The organism is Nocardiopsis yanglingensis (assembly GCF_045809185.1).
Taxonomy (GTDB): Bacteria; Pseudomonadota; Gammaproteobacteria; order Xanthomonadales; family Xanthomonadaceae; genus Stenotrophomonas; species Stenotrophomonas yanglingensis.
The window spans coordinates 486,251-501,208 of the sequence record NZ_JBJNRH010000001.1 but is presented as its reverse complement, the minus strand read 5'-3'; the positions used below and the strand labels follow the sequence as shown (position 1 = coordinate 501,208).

The 14,958-nt window shown below is 67.0% G+C and carries 13 protein-coding genes and 2 tRNA genes; 7 read left to right on the top strand and 8 right to left on the bottom strand.

The window, feature by feature from the left end; translation table 11 throughout:
- Nucleotides 1-38: 38 nt before the first annotated feature.
- The 7 genes from ACJ7C5_RS02340 to ACJ7C5_RS02310 are packed head-to-tail and all read left to right on the top strand — an operon-like array spanning nt 39 to nt 6,939.
- On the top strand, nt 39-1,367 hold the full coding sequence (locus ACJ7C5_RS02340; protein WP_412702951.1) for an acetylglutamate kinase: 1,329 nt from the start codon (nt 39-41) through the stop codon (nt 1,365-1,367).
- A 3-nt stretch (nt 1,368-1,370) separates the two neighbouring features.
- Nucleotides 1,371-1,973, top strand: a complete 603-nt coding sequence (locus ACJ7C5_RS02335; RefSeq protein WP_088026588.1) for a GNAT family N-acetyltransferase — start codon at nt 1,371-1,373, stop codon at nt 1,971-1,973.
- Entirely contained in the window at nt 1,970-2,923 is a 954-nt protein-coding gene (argC, locus tag ACJ7C5_RS02330; RefSeq protein ID WP_412702950.1) for an N-acetyl-gamma-glutamyl-phosphate reductase, read from the top strand. The genes ACJ7C5_RS02335 and argC overlap by 4 nt, the downstream gene beginning before the upstream one ends.
- 20 nt (nt 2,924-2,943) lie before the next feature.
- Nucleotides 2,944-4,239 (top strand): argininosuccinate lyase, encoded by a 1,296-nt coding sequence (argH, locus tag ACJ7C5_RS02325; RefSeq protein ID WP_412702949.1) that lies wholly within the window; start codon nt 2,944-2,946, stop codon nt 4,237-4,239.
- Entirely contained in the window at nt 4,239-4,502 is a 264-nt protein-coding gene (locus ACJ7C5_RS02320; protein ID WP_412702948.1) for a YciI family protein, read from the top strand. Before argH ends, ACJ7C5_RS02320 begins: the two co-directional genes overlap by 1 nt.
- Nucleotides 4,503-4,513: 11 nt before the next feature.
- Nucleotides 4,514-5,671 carry a glutamate 5-kinase gene (gene proB, locus ACJ7C5_RS02315; RefSeq protein ID WP_412702947.1) on the top strand — a complete coding sequence of 386 codons (1,158 nt, stop codon included), beginning with the start codon at nt 4,514-4,516 and terminating at the stop codon, nt 5,669-5,671.
- Nucleotides 5,672-5,691: 20 nt separating this feature from the next.
- Nucleotides 5,692-6,939, top strand: coding sequence for a glutamate-5-semialdehyde dehydrogenase (locus ACJ7C5_RS02310; RefSeq protein ID WP_412702946.1), 1,248 nt, complete (start codon nt 5,692-5,694; stop codon nt 6,937-6,939).
- 137 nt (nt 6,940-7,076) lie between these two features.
- On the opposite strand, the gene pgaD is transcribed toward ACJ7C5_RS02310, so the two are convergent.
- The 8 genes from pgaD to cydX all read right to left on the bottom strand — a co-directional run bounded on the left by pgaD (nt 7,077) and on the right by cydX (nt 14,952).
- A complete protein-coding gene (pgaD, locus tag ACJ7C5_RS02305) occupies nt 7,077-7,547 on the bottom strand; it encodes a poly-beta-1,6-N-acetyl-D-glucosamine biosynthesis protein PgaD (protein ID WP_093999903.1) in 471 nt (156 codons plus the stop codon).
- Entirely contained in the window at nt 7,544-8,800 is a 1,257-nt protein-coding gene (gene pgaC, locus ACJ7C5_RS02300) for a poly-beta-1,6-N-acetyl-D-glucosamine synthase (protein WP_412702945.1), read from the bottom strand. Before pgaC ends, pgaD begins: the two co-directional genes overlap by 4 nt.
- A 1-nt stretch (nt 8,801) precedes the next feature.
- Nucleotides 8,802-10,688: a poly-beta-1,6-N-acetyl-D-glucosamine N-deacetylase PgaB gene (gene pgaB, locus ACJ7C5_RS02295; protein ID WP_412702944.1), complete on the bottom strand. Its 1,887-nt coding sequence runs from the start codon at nt 10,686-10,688 to the stop codon at nt 8,802-8,804.
- Nucleotide 10,689: 1 nt separating this feature from the next.
- On the bottom strand, nt 10,690-12,717 hold the full coding sequence (gene pgaA / locus ACJ7C5_RS02290) for a poly-beta-1,6 N-acetyl-D-glucosamine export porin PgaA (protein ID WP_412702943.1): 2,028 nt from the start codon (nt 12,715-12,717) through the stop codon (nt 10,690-10,692).
- Between the two features lie 341 nt (nt 12,718-13,058).
- Complete coding sequence (locus ACJ7C5_RS02285; protein WP_093999907.1) at nt 13,059-14,264, bottom strand: CynX/NimT family MFS transporter; 1,206 nt, start codon at nt 14,262-14,264, stop codon at nt 13,059-13,061.
- Nucleotides 14,265-14,486: 222 nt separating this feature from the next.
- Nucleotides 14,487-14,563: transfer RNA gene (locus tag ACJ7C5_RS02280), tRNA-Pro, on the bottom strand.
- A 140-nt stretch (nt 14,564-14,703) separates the two neighbouring features.
- Nucleotides 14,704-14,780: transfer RNA gene (locus tag ACJ7C5_RS02275), tRNA-Pro, on the bottom strand.
- A 55-nt stretch (nt 14,781-14,835) separates the two neighbouring features.
- On the bottom strand, nt 14,836-14,952 hold the full coding sequence (gene cydX, locus ACJ7C5_RS02270) for a cytochrome bd-I oxidase subunit CydX (protein WP_005410354.1): 117 nt from the start codon (nt 14,950-14,952) through the stop codon (nt 14,836-14,838).
- Between the last annotated feature and the right edge of the window lie 6 nt (nt 14,953-14,958).

Sequence of the window (14,958 nt, the reverse complement as noted above, 5' to 3'; positions counted from 1 at the left end):
ACTGCAACGCGGCGACCGCCGCCTGTGACGAAACCGAAATGTCTCCTGCCCTCCAGCCCCACCGCCAGACCCGCCAGACCATCGTGCGCCTGCTTTCCAGCATGGCCAGCGCGAAGGAGATCAGCCAGTACCTCAAGCGCTTCTCGCAGCTGGACGCCAAGCGTTTCGCCGTGGTCAAGGTCGGCGGCGCGGTGCTGCGCGACGACCTCGACGCGCTGACCTCCTCGCTGTCGTTCCTGCAGGAAGTCGGCCTGACCCCGATCGTGCTGCACGGCGCCGGCCCGCAGCTGGATGCCGAACTGTCCGCCGCCGGCATCGAGAAGCAGACCGTCAACGGCCTGCGCGTGACTTCGCCGGAAGCGCTGGCGATCGTGCGCCGGGTGTTCCAGCAGTCCAACCTGCGCCTGGTCGAGGCGCTGCAGCAGAACGGTGCGCGTGCCACCTCCATCACCGGTGGCGTGTTCGAGGCCGAGTACCTGGACGTGGACACCTATGGCCTGGTCGGCGAGGTGAAAAAGGTCAACCTGGCACCGATCGAGGCCAGCCTGCGCGCCGGGTCGATCCCGGTCATCACCAGCCTGGGCGAAACCGCTGGCGGCCAGATCCTCAACGTCAACGCCGACTTCGCCGCCAACGAGCTGGTGCAGGAGCTGCAACCGTACAAGATCATCTTCCTGACCGGCACCGGCGGCCTGCTGGACGAGCAGGGCAACGTGATCGATTCGATCAACCTGTCCACCGAGTACGACCACCTGATCGCGCAGCCGTGGATCCACGGTGGCATGAAGGTGAAGATTGAACAGATCAAGGATCTGCTCGACCGCCTGCCGCTGGAATCGTCGGTGTCGATCACGCGTCCGGCCGACCTGGCCAAGGAACTGTTCACCCACAAGGGGTCGGGCACGCTGGTGCGCAAGGGCGAAAAGGTGCTGCGCGCCACTGCCTGGAACGAGCTGGACCTGCCGCGCCTGAAGGGCCTGATCGAATCCAGCTTCGGCCGCACCCTGGTGCCGGAGTACTTCGAAAAGACGAAGCTGCTGCGTGCCTATGTCAGCGAGAACTACCGCACCGCAGTCATCCTCACTGACGAAGCCGAGGGCGTGTACCTGGACAAGTTCGCCGTGCTCGACGATGCACAGGGCGAGGGCCTGGGCCGCGCGGTCTGGAACGTGATGCTGGAAGAAACGCCGCAGCTGTTCTGGCGTTCGCGCCATGGCAACCCGATCAATCACTTCTACTACGCCGAATCCGATGGCTGCTACAAGCAGGACCATTGGAAGGTGTTCTGGTACGGCGCCGATGGCATCGACCGCATCAGGACCTATGTCGATCATTGCGCGCAGCGCACCCCAAGCCTGCAGGGCTGAGCGATGAGCAACCTCGATGCCTGGAACACGGTTCCCACCCTGCGCGGCCAGCACGTAACCCTGCAGCCGCTGCAGATGGAGCACGTGCCGGGTCTGCGCGATGCGCTGGAAGGCAGCGGCCTGGACCGGCTCTGGTACACCCAGGTGCCGTCACCGGACCGGGCTGAGGCCTATGTGCAGGCCGCGCTGCAGGCGCAGGCCGAAGGCAAGGTGCTGCCCTTCGTGATCCGCGATGCGGCGGGTGAGATCATCGGCAGCACGCGCTTCTACGACATGGATGCCGGCGTGCCCAAGCTCAGCCTCGGCTACACCTGGTATGCGCCGCGCGTGCAGCGCACCGGCGCCAACACCGAAGCCAAGCTGTTGCTGCTGCAGCACGCCTTCGAGGCCATGGGCTGCATCAGCGTGGTGCTGGAAACCAGCTGGTTCAACTTCACCTCGCGCACCGCCATCGCGCGCCTCGGCGCCAAGCAGGATGGCGTGCTGCGCAACCACAAGCGGCATGCCGACGGCACGCCGCGCGACACCGTCATCTTCTCCATCATCGATGCGGAATGGCAGGGCGTGAAGCGCCACCTGCAGTACCGCCTGGACAGTCACGCATGAACGATTCGACTTTCACCCTGGGCATCGTCGGTGCCCGCGGCCATACCGGCGCCGAGCTGATCAAGCTGGTGGCCGCCCATCCGCGGCTGAAACTGGCTTTCGTCTCCTCACGCGAGCGCGCCGGGCAGCGCCTGTCCGACCACCATCCGGAATTCCAGGGTGACCTGCAGTACGAAAACCTGGATGCCGACGCGGTGGCGGCCAAGGGCGTGGATGCGGTGATCCTGGCCCTGCCCAATGGCCTGGCCGCACCGTTCGTGGCCGCGCTTGAAACCGCGAAACCGGACACCGTCATCGTCGACCTCTCCGCCGACTACCGTTTCGACAACAGCTGGTACTACGGCCTGCCGGAGCTGACCCGCGGCCGCTACAACGGCCAGAAACACATCAGCAACCCGGGCTGCTATGCCACCGCGATACAGCTGGCGGTGCATCCGCTGCTGGACCTGCTGGCTGGCCCGCCGCAGTGCTTCGGTGTCTCCGGCTACTCCGGTGCCGGTACCACGCCGTCGGACAAGAACAACGTCGAACTGCTGGCAGACAACCTGATGCCATATGCGCTGACCAACCACGTGCATGAGCGCGAGGTGTCGGTGCAGCTGGGCGTGGCGGTTGAGTTCATGCCGCATGTCGCGCCGCATTTCCGCGGCATCACGCTCACCGCCAACCTGTGGCTGAACCGCGTGCAGACCCGCGAACAGATCGTCGAACGCTTCCAGCAGGCCTATGCCGGCGAACCGCTGATCGAAGTGGTGGATGACGCGCCGTGGGTCAGCCGCATTGCTGGCCGACACGGTGCCCAGGTCGGCGGCTTCACACTGGCCCCGGGCGGCAAGCGGGTCGTGGTGGTGGCGACCCTGGACAACCTGCTCAAGGGTGCAGCCACCCAGGCCATGCAGAACCTCAACCTCGCGCTGGGCATCGACGAACTGACGTCGATCCCGCACTGAACACGTATTCCGGAGCCCTCATGGCAGACCTTCTTTGGCAGAAGCCCGGCGTCGCCGTCGACGCCCAGATCCAGACCTTCCTCGCCGGCGACGACGTGATCCTCGACCGCGAGTTCTTCCTGCATGACATCGCCGCCAGCGCCGCGCATGCGCAGGGCCTGCAGCACATCGGCATCCTCAGCGCCGACGAGCTGGCCGGCCTGCTGCGCGAGCTTGACGTGCTGGCGCAGGACTTCCGCGAGGGCCGCTTCGTGCTTGATACGCAGTACGAAGATGGCCACTCGGCGATCGAAGCGCGCCTGACCGAACGCCTCGGCGATGCCGGCCGCAAGATCCACACCGGCCGCAGCCGCAATGACCAGATCCTGGTTGCCACCCGCCTGTGGCTGAAGGAAAAGCTGCAACGCGTGGCCCAGCTCAGCGCCGAAGTGGCCAAGGTTGCGCTGGACCGCGCGCAGGCCGAGAAGGACCTGCCGATTCCCGGCTACACCCACATCCAGCGCGCCGTGGTGTCCTCGGCGGGCATGTGGTGGGCCGGCTGGGCCGAGGCCTTCATCGACAACGCCGTGCGTGCGCGTGATACCCACGCGCTGGTCGATGCCAACCCGCTGGGCACGGCTGCCGGCTACGGTGTGAACCTGCCGCTGGACCGTGAGCACACCACGGCCGCGCTCGGTTTCGCCCGCATGCAGATCTCGCCGATCTATGCGCAGCTGTCGCGCGGCAAGTTCGAACTGGCTGCGCTGGAAGCCCTCGGCGGTGCCACGCTGGACCTGCGCCGCATTGCCTGGGATCTGTCGCTGTTCACCAGCGCCGAGTTCGGTTTCGTCGCGCTGCCGGCGCAGTACACCACCGGCAGCTCGATCATGCCCAACAAGCGCAACCCGGACGTGATCGAACTGATGCGTGCGACCCACGCCAGCGTCGCCGCCGCACGCACCGAGATCGAGCAGTTGCTGTCGCTGCCGTCGGGCTACCACCGCGACCTGCAGTCGTCCAAGGGCGCCATCTTCCACGGCTTCGGCCGTGGCCTGGCCGCGCTGGAACTGCTGCCGGCGCTGCTGGCCAATCTGGAGTGGCGTGACGACCGGTTGCGCGCAGCGATCGACTCGGGCATGTATGCGACCGACGTGGCGGTGGAAGCGGCCGTGGCCGGTGTGCCGTTCCGTGAGGCCTACAAGGCTGCGGCGGCCGGCGCCGACAGCGCAGGGCAGGGGCGTACCCCGGAAGGCAGCCTGGCCGCCCGCGTGTCGCCCGGTTCGGCCGCCGACCTGCGCTTGGACGAGCTGCGCACGCGCTGGCAGGCGCTGTCCTGATGGCGGGCACCGTCTACCTGGTGCTGGCGATGCGCCGGCCGGACTTCAACGATGCAGCGGTGCAGCCGCACCGCGATTTCCTCGACGCGTTGCAGGCGCAGGGCAAGCTGCAGCTGACCGGTGGTTTCGCCGACGGCAGCGGTGGAGCCTATGTGCTGTGCAACGTGGACAGCCTGGCTCACGCGCAGGCCATCGTCGCCACCGATCCGCTGGTGACGATGCAGGCCTCCGACCTGACCGTGCACGAATGGAATACCCGCTGAGGCCCTGACCGATGACCCTGCATGCCGCCAACGTCGCCTCGCCGTTCCCCGAACAAGCGCTGCCACCCTGGCGGCGTGCGGTGCTGAAGGTCGGCAGCAGCCTGCTGGCAGCCGATAGCGGCGGCCTGTCGCCACGCCACGCGCTGGGCCTGGCACAGTTCGTCTCGGCCAACGTGCTGGCCGGACGCGAGGTGGTGATCGTGTCGTCCGGCGCGGTCGCTGCCGGGCGCGCGATCCTGCCGCGCGCCGACGAGCCCGGCGCGGCGATGGCCGCACGCCAGGCCCTGGCAGCGCTGGGCCAGGCGCAGCTGATCGGGCTCTGGCAGCGCTTCTTCGAGCGCCCGGTGGCGCAGGTGCTGCTGACCCACGACGACCTGCGCAACCGCCGCCGCTATCTCAATGCACGCGCCACGCTCAGCGAGCTGCTGCGGCTGGGCGCGCTGCCGGTGGTCAACGAGAACGACACCGTGTCGGTGGACGAGCTCAAGCTCGGCGACAACGACAACCTGGCCGCCACCGTGGCGGCGCTGGTCGATGCCGATGCGCTGTTCATCGCCACCGACATCGACGGACTGTACAGCGCGGACCCGCGCAGCGTGGCCGACGCACGGCCGTTGCACGACGTGCCGGAGCTGAGTGACGATGTGCTGGCGATGGCCGGCGGCGCAGGTTCGCGCGCCGGTACCGGCGGCATGCGGACCAAGCTTGAGGCGGCGGCCAAGGCCGGTCGTCTCGGCATCGAGACCTACCTGTTCAACGGCCGCAGCAGCGACGTGGTGCGTGCACTGGCGCAGGACCGCCTGTTCGGTACCCGCATCCACGCCGCGCGCAGCCGCGAGGCGGCCCGCAAGCACTGGCTGCGGCATGCACCGCTGGCCGAAGGCGCGATCGTGATCGATGCCGGTGCGGCACAGGCCATGCGCGAGAAGGGCGCCTCGCTGCTGCCCGGTGGCATCACAGGTGCGGAGGGCGCGTTCCGCCGCGGTGACATGGTGCAGGTGTGCTGGATCGCGCCGCAGGGGCGTGTCTGTGTCGCCCGCGGCGTCAGCCAGTACGCCGCAGATGACGTGCGCCGGATCGCCGGCCACCATTCGCGCGACATCCAGGCCGTGCTCGGCTACAACTACGGCGGCAGCGTCGTCCATCGCGATGACCTGGTACTGCCATGAACGGTTTGAAGGACACCCCGATGAGCGAAATCGAAGCGCAGGTGCGCGCCTGCCGCGATGCGGCGCAGATCGTTGCCGGCCTCGACAGCGCGGCGCGGCGCACGCTGCTGCTGGCAATGGCGCAGGCACTGGAAGTGAATGCCGGGCTGATCCTGGCCGGCAATGCGCGGGACCTTGCTGCCGCGCGCGACAAGGGCGTTGGCAGTGCCATGCTCGACCGCCTGGCGCTGGACCCGGCACGCCTGTTCGCGATGGCCGAAGCCGTGCGTGAGGTCGCCGCGCTGCCCGATCCGGTCGGCCAGATCACCCGCGACGATGTGCGTCCAAACGGCATCCGGGTGCAGAAGGTGCGCGTGCCGCTGGGCGTGATCGCGATGATCTACGAAGCCCGCCCGAACGTGACCGCCGAAGCGGCCGCCCTGTGCCTGAAGGCCGGCAATGGCGTGATCCTGCGCGGTGGTTCCGAGGCGATCCACTCCAACACCGCCATCGCCCAGGCGCTGTCCGGCGCATTGAAGGCCAACGGCGTACCGCCGGCTGCGGTGACCGTGCTGACCGACCTGCGCCGCGAAGCGATGCTGGAACTGCTGCAGCTGCATGCGCTGATCGATCTGGCGATTCCGCGCGGCGGCGAGGGCCTGATCCGCTTTGTTGCCGAGCATGCGCGGGTGCCGGTGATCAAGCACTACAAGGGTGTCTGCCACCTGTTCGTGGATGCCAGCGCCGACCTCGGCAAGGCCATTGACCTGCTGGTGGATGGCAAGTGCAGCCGCCCTGCAGCCTGCAATTCGCTGGAGACCCTGCTGGTGCACCGCGATGTGGCCGAGGCGTTCCTGCCGCGCGTGGCACAAGCGCTCGGTGAGCGCGGCGTGCAGCTGCGCGCCGATGCAATGGCGCAGCCGCTGCTGCCGGGCAGCACGTTGGCCACCGAAGACGACTACGCCGCCGAGTTCCTCGATCTGGTACTGGCGGTGCGCGTGGTTGATGATCTTGATGCGGCCATCGCGCACATCCGCACCTATACCTCCGACCACACCGAAGTGATCGCCACCGAAGACGCCAGCCACGCCGAGCGCTTCGTCAACGCACTGCGCTCGGCGGTGGTGATGGTCAACGCTTCGTCGCGTTTCTCCGATGGTGGCCAGCTGGGCCTGGGCAGTGAGATCGGCATTTCCACCACGCGCCTGCACGCCTACGGCCCGATGGGCCTGGAAGCGCTCACCGTCGAACGATTTGTCGTGCGCGGTGAAGGGCAGACGCGCAAGTAGATCCACGCCATGCGTGGATGCTCTTCGCGGTAGACCGCGGTGTCGACCAAGGTCGGCACCCACCAGAGAGAACGCCGACCAAGGCCGGCATCTACCAAAGCAAGTTCCGACCAAGGTCGGCACCCAGGGCAATCGAGTTACACCACCTCGCGGCGGATGCCGATCGGCCGCGCGTGATCGTCCATGTGCAGCGTGGCGGCCTTGCAGCCCAGCAGCCGCTCGGCCAGCCCGGTGCTGGCCCCGAGGTCGGCGGCCACTTCATTGAGGCTGGCCAACGGCCGCGGCAGGCGCCGGTCGCGGCCACGGAAGCGCGCGCGGTTGTACTCGGCCCAGCCGATCAGCAGCACGCTGGCGCACAGCAGCATCAGTGGCAACGCCACCAGCACATAGGGGTCGAACTGGCTTTGCCGTTCGTACAGCTGCCGCCAGGCGAGCTGGCCACCGATCAGCCACGAGAGCAAGGTGACCAAGGGTGCCCACAGATAGAAGTAAAAGCCCCAGAACGCCAGTGTGACAAATCCCCAGGCAGTGCGCTGGAAGCGCGGTTGATGGTGTGGCTTGCGGATCATCCGCGAGTCGAAGCGGTTGGACGGGTGTTGTGCGTTCATCGGATCCCCCGGTCGGGACTGGTCCAGGTGGCACGCTTGCTGCGACGGCGCAGCAGCGTCTTCGGCAGTGCCACCAGGGTGGTGGAAAGGCTGATCAGCCAGTACGCCATCGGGTACCAGATGACCCAGAAATAGTTGCGTCCAATCTGTGTTTCGTAACGACGATCGATGATCAGGCTGCTGGCGAACTGAAGCAGGCAGACCAGGGCCAGGATCACGCCATGCCACTCTGGCAAAAGGCTGGCGATATGCAGTTGCGGCGGCAGTTCGATGAACTTGCCCAGTGCCCACAGCAGCACGATGAACAACATGGTGTAGGCCCAGATCACGCTCAGTACGTACTCCAGCAGTACGCCCCACATGCGCCGCTCCTTCCAGTGCAGCAGCGAGCGGGCGTGGCGCAGCATCACCTCCACGCCACCCTGGGCCCAGCGCAGCCGCTGCCGCCACAGACCCTTGAGTGTCTCCGGCATCAGGATGAAGCACAGCGCGTTGGGTTCGTAGCGGATGTCCCAGTGCGCGCGCTGCAGGCGCCAGCTGATGTCGATGTCCTCGGTCACCATGTCATCCGACCACCAGCCGACCTGGTGCAGGGCGGTGCGTCGGAAGCCGGCGATCACCCCGGAGATGGTGAAGATGCGCCCGTACACCCGCTGCGCGCGCTTGATCATGCCGATGATCGAGGAAAACTCCGCCACCTGCAGGCGACCAAGCAGGGTGGAGCGGTTGCGGATGCGCGGGTTGCCGGTCACCGCGCCGACCCGGTTGCCGCTGACCAGGTGCCAGATCATCCAGTGCAGCGCGTGCTCTTCCAGCATCGCGTCGCCGTCGATGCACACCAGGTATTCCGAGCGCGCGGCGAGTGCACCCATGCGCAGCGCATTGGCCTTGCCCAGGTTGCGGTCCAGGTGCAGCACGCGAAGTCGGGGATGCTTCGCCGCCAACACGTCCAGCCGGGCACCGGTGTCGTCGCTGCTGCCGTCGTCTATGGCGATCACTTCATAGTCGGCTGGATAGCGTTGTGCCAATGCCGCACCGAGCGTGTCGTCCAGGTTTTCCGATTCGTTGTGGCAGGGAATCAGCAGGCTCGCGAACGGTGGATCGACCATCAGCGGCGGGTCGTTGCGTGGACGCGAATGGCGTTCGCGCCGGAAGTAGTAATACAGGCCGCCCGACATCCAGAAGAACGCCATCACCATCGGGTAGTAGAAGGCGAACTGGAACAGGACCTGCAGCAGCGGATGCATGTCCATGTCACTTCTCCGGGTACGGGAAGTTGCCGGCGGACATCGCCGCGCGGGCATCGCGGGTGGAGGGCTGGTCGGCGATGAAGTCGTCCGGATACCAGGCGAAGTGGTGCACACCCTGCGCCTGCAGCTGGCGGATCTGCGCACGCAGGCGCTCGGCGGGAATCGGCTGCCCGTTGCGCCAATCGACGGTCTGCAGCTCGAACAGCGTGTGCTGCAGCTGCGGGTCGTGCGCGCGCACTGCGGCAAGAAGCTGGTCGAGCCAGCGTTCCGGATGCTTGCTGCCTTCCATCCACGGCATCGCCATCAGTGCAGTCTGGTCGTAGGCCTTGTTGAACAGGTCCAGGCGCTGCGCGAACCAGGCTTCACTCTGCGGGCGGAGTACCGGCTCGGCATACAGGTTGCGCACCGTGGCCAGCTTCGGCCGCCAGCGCTGCGCACTGTCGCGCAGGGCCAGGGTGAAGTCGATCAGGGCCTGGGTACGTGCGCTGCCATCTTCACCGGCCGCCAGGGCGGGCAGCTCGGTGTCGCGCAGGTAACCATCGTCATGGAACAGCAGGCCTTCGAAGTAGGAATTGACCGCCAGATCCTCGTAGATGTCGAGCATGATCTGCCTGGCCTTCGGGTTGGTGAAATCCAACCGGTACATGCCGTCGGCATCACCATTGCGGATCGCCAGCGCCTTGCGCTGCACGGGGTCGGGCAGCTCGAAGCCGAGCACCGGCAGCCACGCGTAGACCTTCACGCCGGCGCGGGATTTCAGCTGCCAGGCGACGCGGCTGAACAGGTCCGCCCGCATCGGCATGTGCCGGTTCGGGAAATACAGCGCATCGGCGGTGTTGTTGCCGTCCGGGTCGGCGAAGGCCTGCAGATAGACATGGGTCGGCGCGATGCGCTTGACCCGCTCGATCAATGCATCGAGATTGCGTGCCTGCTGCGCCGGATCCGGGTCATACATATCGTCCAGGTCGATCTGCAGGGCGCGGATGCCATCGAGCGCCACGTCACGGCGCAGTTCATAGGCCAGGCCTTCCACCGTCGGGTTGTCGCTCACCAGGAACCGCGCCAGCCCGTGCAGGTCGCTGGCCACCGGGGTGCTGCGGCCTTCCAGGTCGAACGAGACCGGCATGCCCAGCTGCTCGGCGATGTCGTTGCTCAACTGGTTGTAGGCCGCGTACGGCCAGACGATGGCGCGCGGGCGCACGCCGAGATGCTGTTCGATGCGCTGCACGCTGCGTGCAAGATCGGTGCGCAGGCGCTGCTCATACTGCGCCTCGCTTTCGTAGCTGTGCGTGGCGGGGGTGTAGATGCGGGTGACCACGGCGGGCGTGGAATTGCCCTGTGGATTGGCGAGCACGCCGTGGTGCAGGTCGTCGGTATGGCTGGCCACTTCGATCAGGCCGCTGTCGTGCATCTGCTTCAGCTGCGCCCAGGTGACGAAATCATCGTGGCCGAACGGGCGGTAGCCGTAGTCGATGGTGCGCGCCGGTGCCATGTCCACGTAGTCGGTGATCACCGCCACCAGGGCCGGGTAGTGGTAGGCCTGCAGCAGCGGGAAGGCCTTGTCGTAGACGCTGCGCAGGCCATCGTCGAAGGTCAGCAGCACCGGTTTCGGTGGCAGCGTGGCACGGCCCTGCGAGGCTTCGATGACCTGCGACAGCGAGACCGGGTGGTAGCCATGCGCGCCCAGCCAGTCCAGGTGCGCGGCGAAGTTCTGCGTGCTCACCGCATAGGTATCGGCATCGCCCTTGGCGGCCACCTGGTCGCGGATGTCGTGGTAGCTGAGGATCAGCAGGCCGTTGTCGATCGCATCAAGATGCAGGGGTTGCTGCGCGAACGCCGGCGGCACGCTGGCCAGCAGCAGGAGCACGATCAGTCGCAGGATGCGGGCCATGTCAGTCTCCCCAGCGCAGTGCGGCTTCGAAGCCGATATGACGCTCGCGATGGCCGTCGTAGACCGGCCGTGACCAGCGCACGCCGTACTCGAACACGCGGCCGGGGCCCAGCTGCCACTCGTGCATGTAGGACACCGACGGCACCAGTGCGCTGCCGAAGCCATCCTGCCAGTAGTCGCCCAGCGAGACGGTCAGCCGGTGCCGGAAGTGTCGCTCGTAATGCCGCCACAACTGCTGGTCGATGCGCAGGCCGATCTCGACCATGCGGTCGCGTTTCGGGTTGAAGTAGGGCGCATCATCGCGGCTGCCGCGACTGGTATAGGCACTGGCCAGGCCATCGACCAACCAGCGTGGGCGGGTCAGCAGGCGCTGTTCCAGGCTGGCGCTGAACAGCTCGCGATGGTTGCCATCGTCGTAGCGGAAGCGGCTGGCGCCGAACATCCAGTGGGTGAGCTCGCTGCGCCGGTAGTCCACCTGCGCGCTCACGCTGTCGGCGGTGATGCCGGCCGCGCGCGCCTGCATCGAGGCGTCCGGATCATTGCGCGCGGCCACCACGCCGGCATGCCAGTAATCGTTGAACTGCCAGCCGACACCAGCGCGCAGGCCGGTATCGCCGATGTGGTCGTTGGCGCGCAGTACGGCTGCTTCTGCATCCAGCCGCCCGAAGCGGTAGCGTACGCCCGCGCCCAGCCACAACGGATCGATGCGCTGGTCCTGGAAGTCGGTCGAACGCCGGTCGGCGAGGGCGAACAAGCGCCAGCGGTCATCAAGGATCGGCGTCTCCACTTCCACGCCGTAGTGGCGATCGTTGTTGCCCAGTGGCGAGGTGCCACCGCCCCCGGAGCTGTGGCCGATGTCGGTCCATGCCTTCAGCTGCCAGCCGCGATGCGCACGCCAGGCCTGGTCCATGCGTTCGACCGCCGGCTGGGTGGGATAGCGCGCGACCAGGTCATCGTGCAGCGGCCGCGCCAGGTCGTCGCGCTGCAGGGCGACGTAGGCCTCTTCCATGCCCAGTCGCGGTTCGATGTCACGCGGGTCCAGCGCGTGCGCCATCTGCTGGCGCTGCAGCGCCCTGCGTGGCCAGCCGCGCATCATGTAGACGCTGCCCAGTGCACTCTGCAGTCCCCCGTTGCCGGGTGCGATGTCCACCATCGACTCCAGGTCGTGCTGCGCGGTGTGCAGGTCACCGCTGTAGGCGCGCACCATCGCCAGGTTGAGGTCGGCCTCGTAGCGCGACCAGTTCGCGTAGGGCGACTTGCCGTTGCTCCAGCGCCAGGCCGGCTCCTTGTCACGCCATGCCTGCAGCAGGTCGATGGCCTTTTCCTGCTGTTCGCTTTCCAGGTAGGCGTAGGCCAGTTCCGAATGCGAGGCATCGCGTGTCGGGTCACCGGCCACCGCGGCCTGCAGCACCGGAATGGCTTCCTCGGGGTGCAGGGTGCCCATCAGCGAATCGCCCACTGCAGGCAGCACGTAGTCGGGCAGGGCATGGCCTTCGGCCTGCAGTGTCCGTGCTTCCTCGCGAACCTGCGCATGGCGGCCCAGCCGGTTGAGCAGGATCAGGCGGTCCATGCGGATGCGCAGGGGAGCCTGTGCGGATGGCGTACCTTCACCGCCAAGGTAGCGCTGCATGCGCGCCAGCGTCGATTCGGCCTCTTCCAGTCGGCTGTCCTCGCTGCTGCTGTAGGCCAGGCTCCAGACCACCAGCTTGGCCAGGTAGTCGCCTTCCAGGCGCTGCTTCTGTGCAGCGTCGAACAGCTGAGGGCGCTGCTGGTACAGCTCCCAGGCGCGCCAGGCGTTGCCGATGTCGCCCAGCGTCAATACGCGCAGCTTGAACAGCAGGTCGTCGTTGGGTTGCTGCTGGCTCGCGCGTTCGATTGCGCCCAGGGCATCCAGCCAGCGGGCCTGGTCGCGGTAGCGGCCGATCTCGGTCAGGGCCGCCTCGCGGTCGGGCGGGGCAGCGCTGGCGGCCCAGGCCAGGGCGGTGCAGGCAAGGCCGACGCAGAGCGCCAGCCGGCGGTGGACAACCATTGGGGACCCCCTTGGCTTCCGAACCAGACAACCTGAAAAATGTGACGCACATCACATGCCAGATGTTGGGATGGCCGTGGCCTGCGTCACTCCCCTCGCGAACTCCCATCCAGCAGGGATGGGCGGAACCGGGACAGCGACCTGCAATGTCTTGTCTGAAACGAGAGTCCCCCGCACACCGAGTGGTGGCCCGGGCGGCGATGCCGCCCCCATGCCCGTTGCCGGCACGCGGCAAGGTTGGGCATTCGTGGGCACTATCCGCCCGGAATTGTCAGCCCGGCGTCAAAATGCGCGTGAAGGCTGATGGGCGATGGTCGGGGCCGGCAGGCGGCCCCGGATGATCACCAGAGATCTTCCAGCTTGCGTGGCTTGCAGGCCACCCACGAGGCGCACAGCATCAGGGTGGCGCAGCCGAACAGGAAGCTGAATGGGATCGTCCAGCCGTCGCTGACGGTGTGCAGCCAGCCGACCAGGAAAGGCCCCAGGCAGCTGAAGCTGTAGCCCACGCCCTGCATGAACCCGGACAGCGCCGCCGAGCCGGTGGGGGTGCGGGTGCGCAGGTTGATCAGGGTCAGCGCCAGCGGGAAGGTGGACGGGCCGACGCCGAGCAGGCAGGCCCACAGCAGTGGCGCCTTCATCGGTGCCAGCAGCAGGCCGGTGAAGGCGATCACGAACGAGAAGAAGCCGATCAGCACCAGCGGGAACGGGTTCTGCAGGCGCACCGCCATCGATGGAATGACCAGCGACGGCAGCAGGCCCAGCGCCGAGAACACGGCGACCATCACGCCACCGAACGCTGGCGTGCCACCGGCCTCGACCACGATGCGCGGCAGCCAGGTGAACATCGAATAGGTCATCAGCGAGGTCATGCCGAACATCAGCGTCATGCTCCAGCCCAGCGACGTGCGCCAGACCTTGCCGTGCGGCTGCGCGGTCGGATCGGACGCGTCGGTCTGCGGCTTCGGCGCGCGCGTAGCCAGCACCAGCCACGGCAGTGCGGCAGCCAGCGCCAGCAGCGCCCACATGCCCAGCGACACGCGCCAGCCTGCGGCGTTGGCCACCGGTACCGCCAGCAGCGCCGGCAGCATCGTGCCCAGCTGCAGCACGCTGATGTAGAGCGTGCTCATGGTGCCGACCTTGTTGGCGAAGTAGCGCTTCACCAGCGGCGGCACCACCACGTTGCCGATGCCCATGCCGGCCAGTGCCACCACCGAGCCGAGCAGCAGCGTGCCGACGTTGCCGGCGCTGGAGCGCAGCAGCAGGCCGGCCATCGCCATCACCATTGCCAGCAGCGTGGTGCGCTCCAGCCCGAGGCGCCGCGCCAGTGCCGGCGTGGCCACGCCGAACAGCGCGAACGAGGCGGTCGGCAGCATGCCCAGCACGCCGGTCATGGTGGTGCCGAAGCCGAACTGCTGGCCGAGCACGTCCAGCAGCGGGGTGATCGAGGTGACCGCGGTGCGCAGGTTGACCGCTGCCAGCAGGATCGCGGCAAACGCGAGGACACGGCCGTGCAGCAGCGACGGCGAATCGGAAGTGGAGGAGCTCATCGGTGGTCCTTGCAGGTGTCGCACGCCGACGTGGTGGCATGCAGCGCCGGCATCGGTCTACGCCGAAGCGGCAGGTGGGGGTGGGGGCTGCAGGTGGGCCGGCAGCGCGGCCATTGTACGTGCGCTGCCTGGCAAGGTCCCGTCATGCGGGTGGCCTGGCGCTTGGTACAAAAAAACCCGGAGGACAGTGATGTCTTCCAGGCTTCTTGGTGACCACCGAAGTGGTCGGGGAGACAGGATTCGAACCTGCGACCTCTACGTCCCGAACGTAGCGCTCTACCAGACTGAGCTACACCCCGAAGGGAGCCGCCTATTCTAGCGATTTACCCCGATGGCGGCAAGGGGTAAATGCCGTTTTCTTCACACTGCCGAAGCAGTGCCACTTCAGGGAACAAAAAAGCCTGGACGACTTCACCAGGCTTCAATGCGACCACTTGAGTGGTCGGGGAGACAGGATTCGAACCTGCGACCTCTACGTCCCGAACGTAGCGCTCTACCAGACTGAGCTACACCCCGAAGGAGCCGCCTAAGATACCGTGTGAAGGCCAAGGCGGCAAGGTTTTTTTACAGCTCAGCGACGATTTTCTTTCTCGATGCGGTTCTGCTCGCGGGCTTCGAACCACATGCCGTTGAGGATGGCCACCGTCGAGGCGAGGCCGGCGCCGAGAATCCAGGCGAAATACCACATGATCAG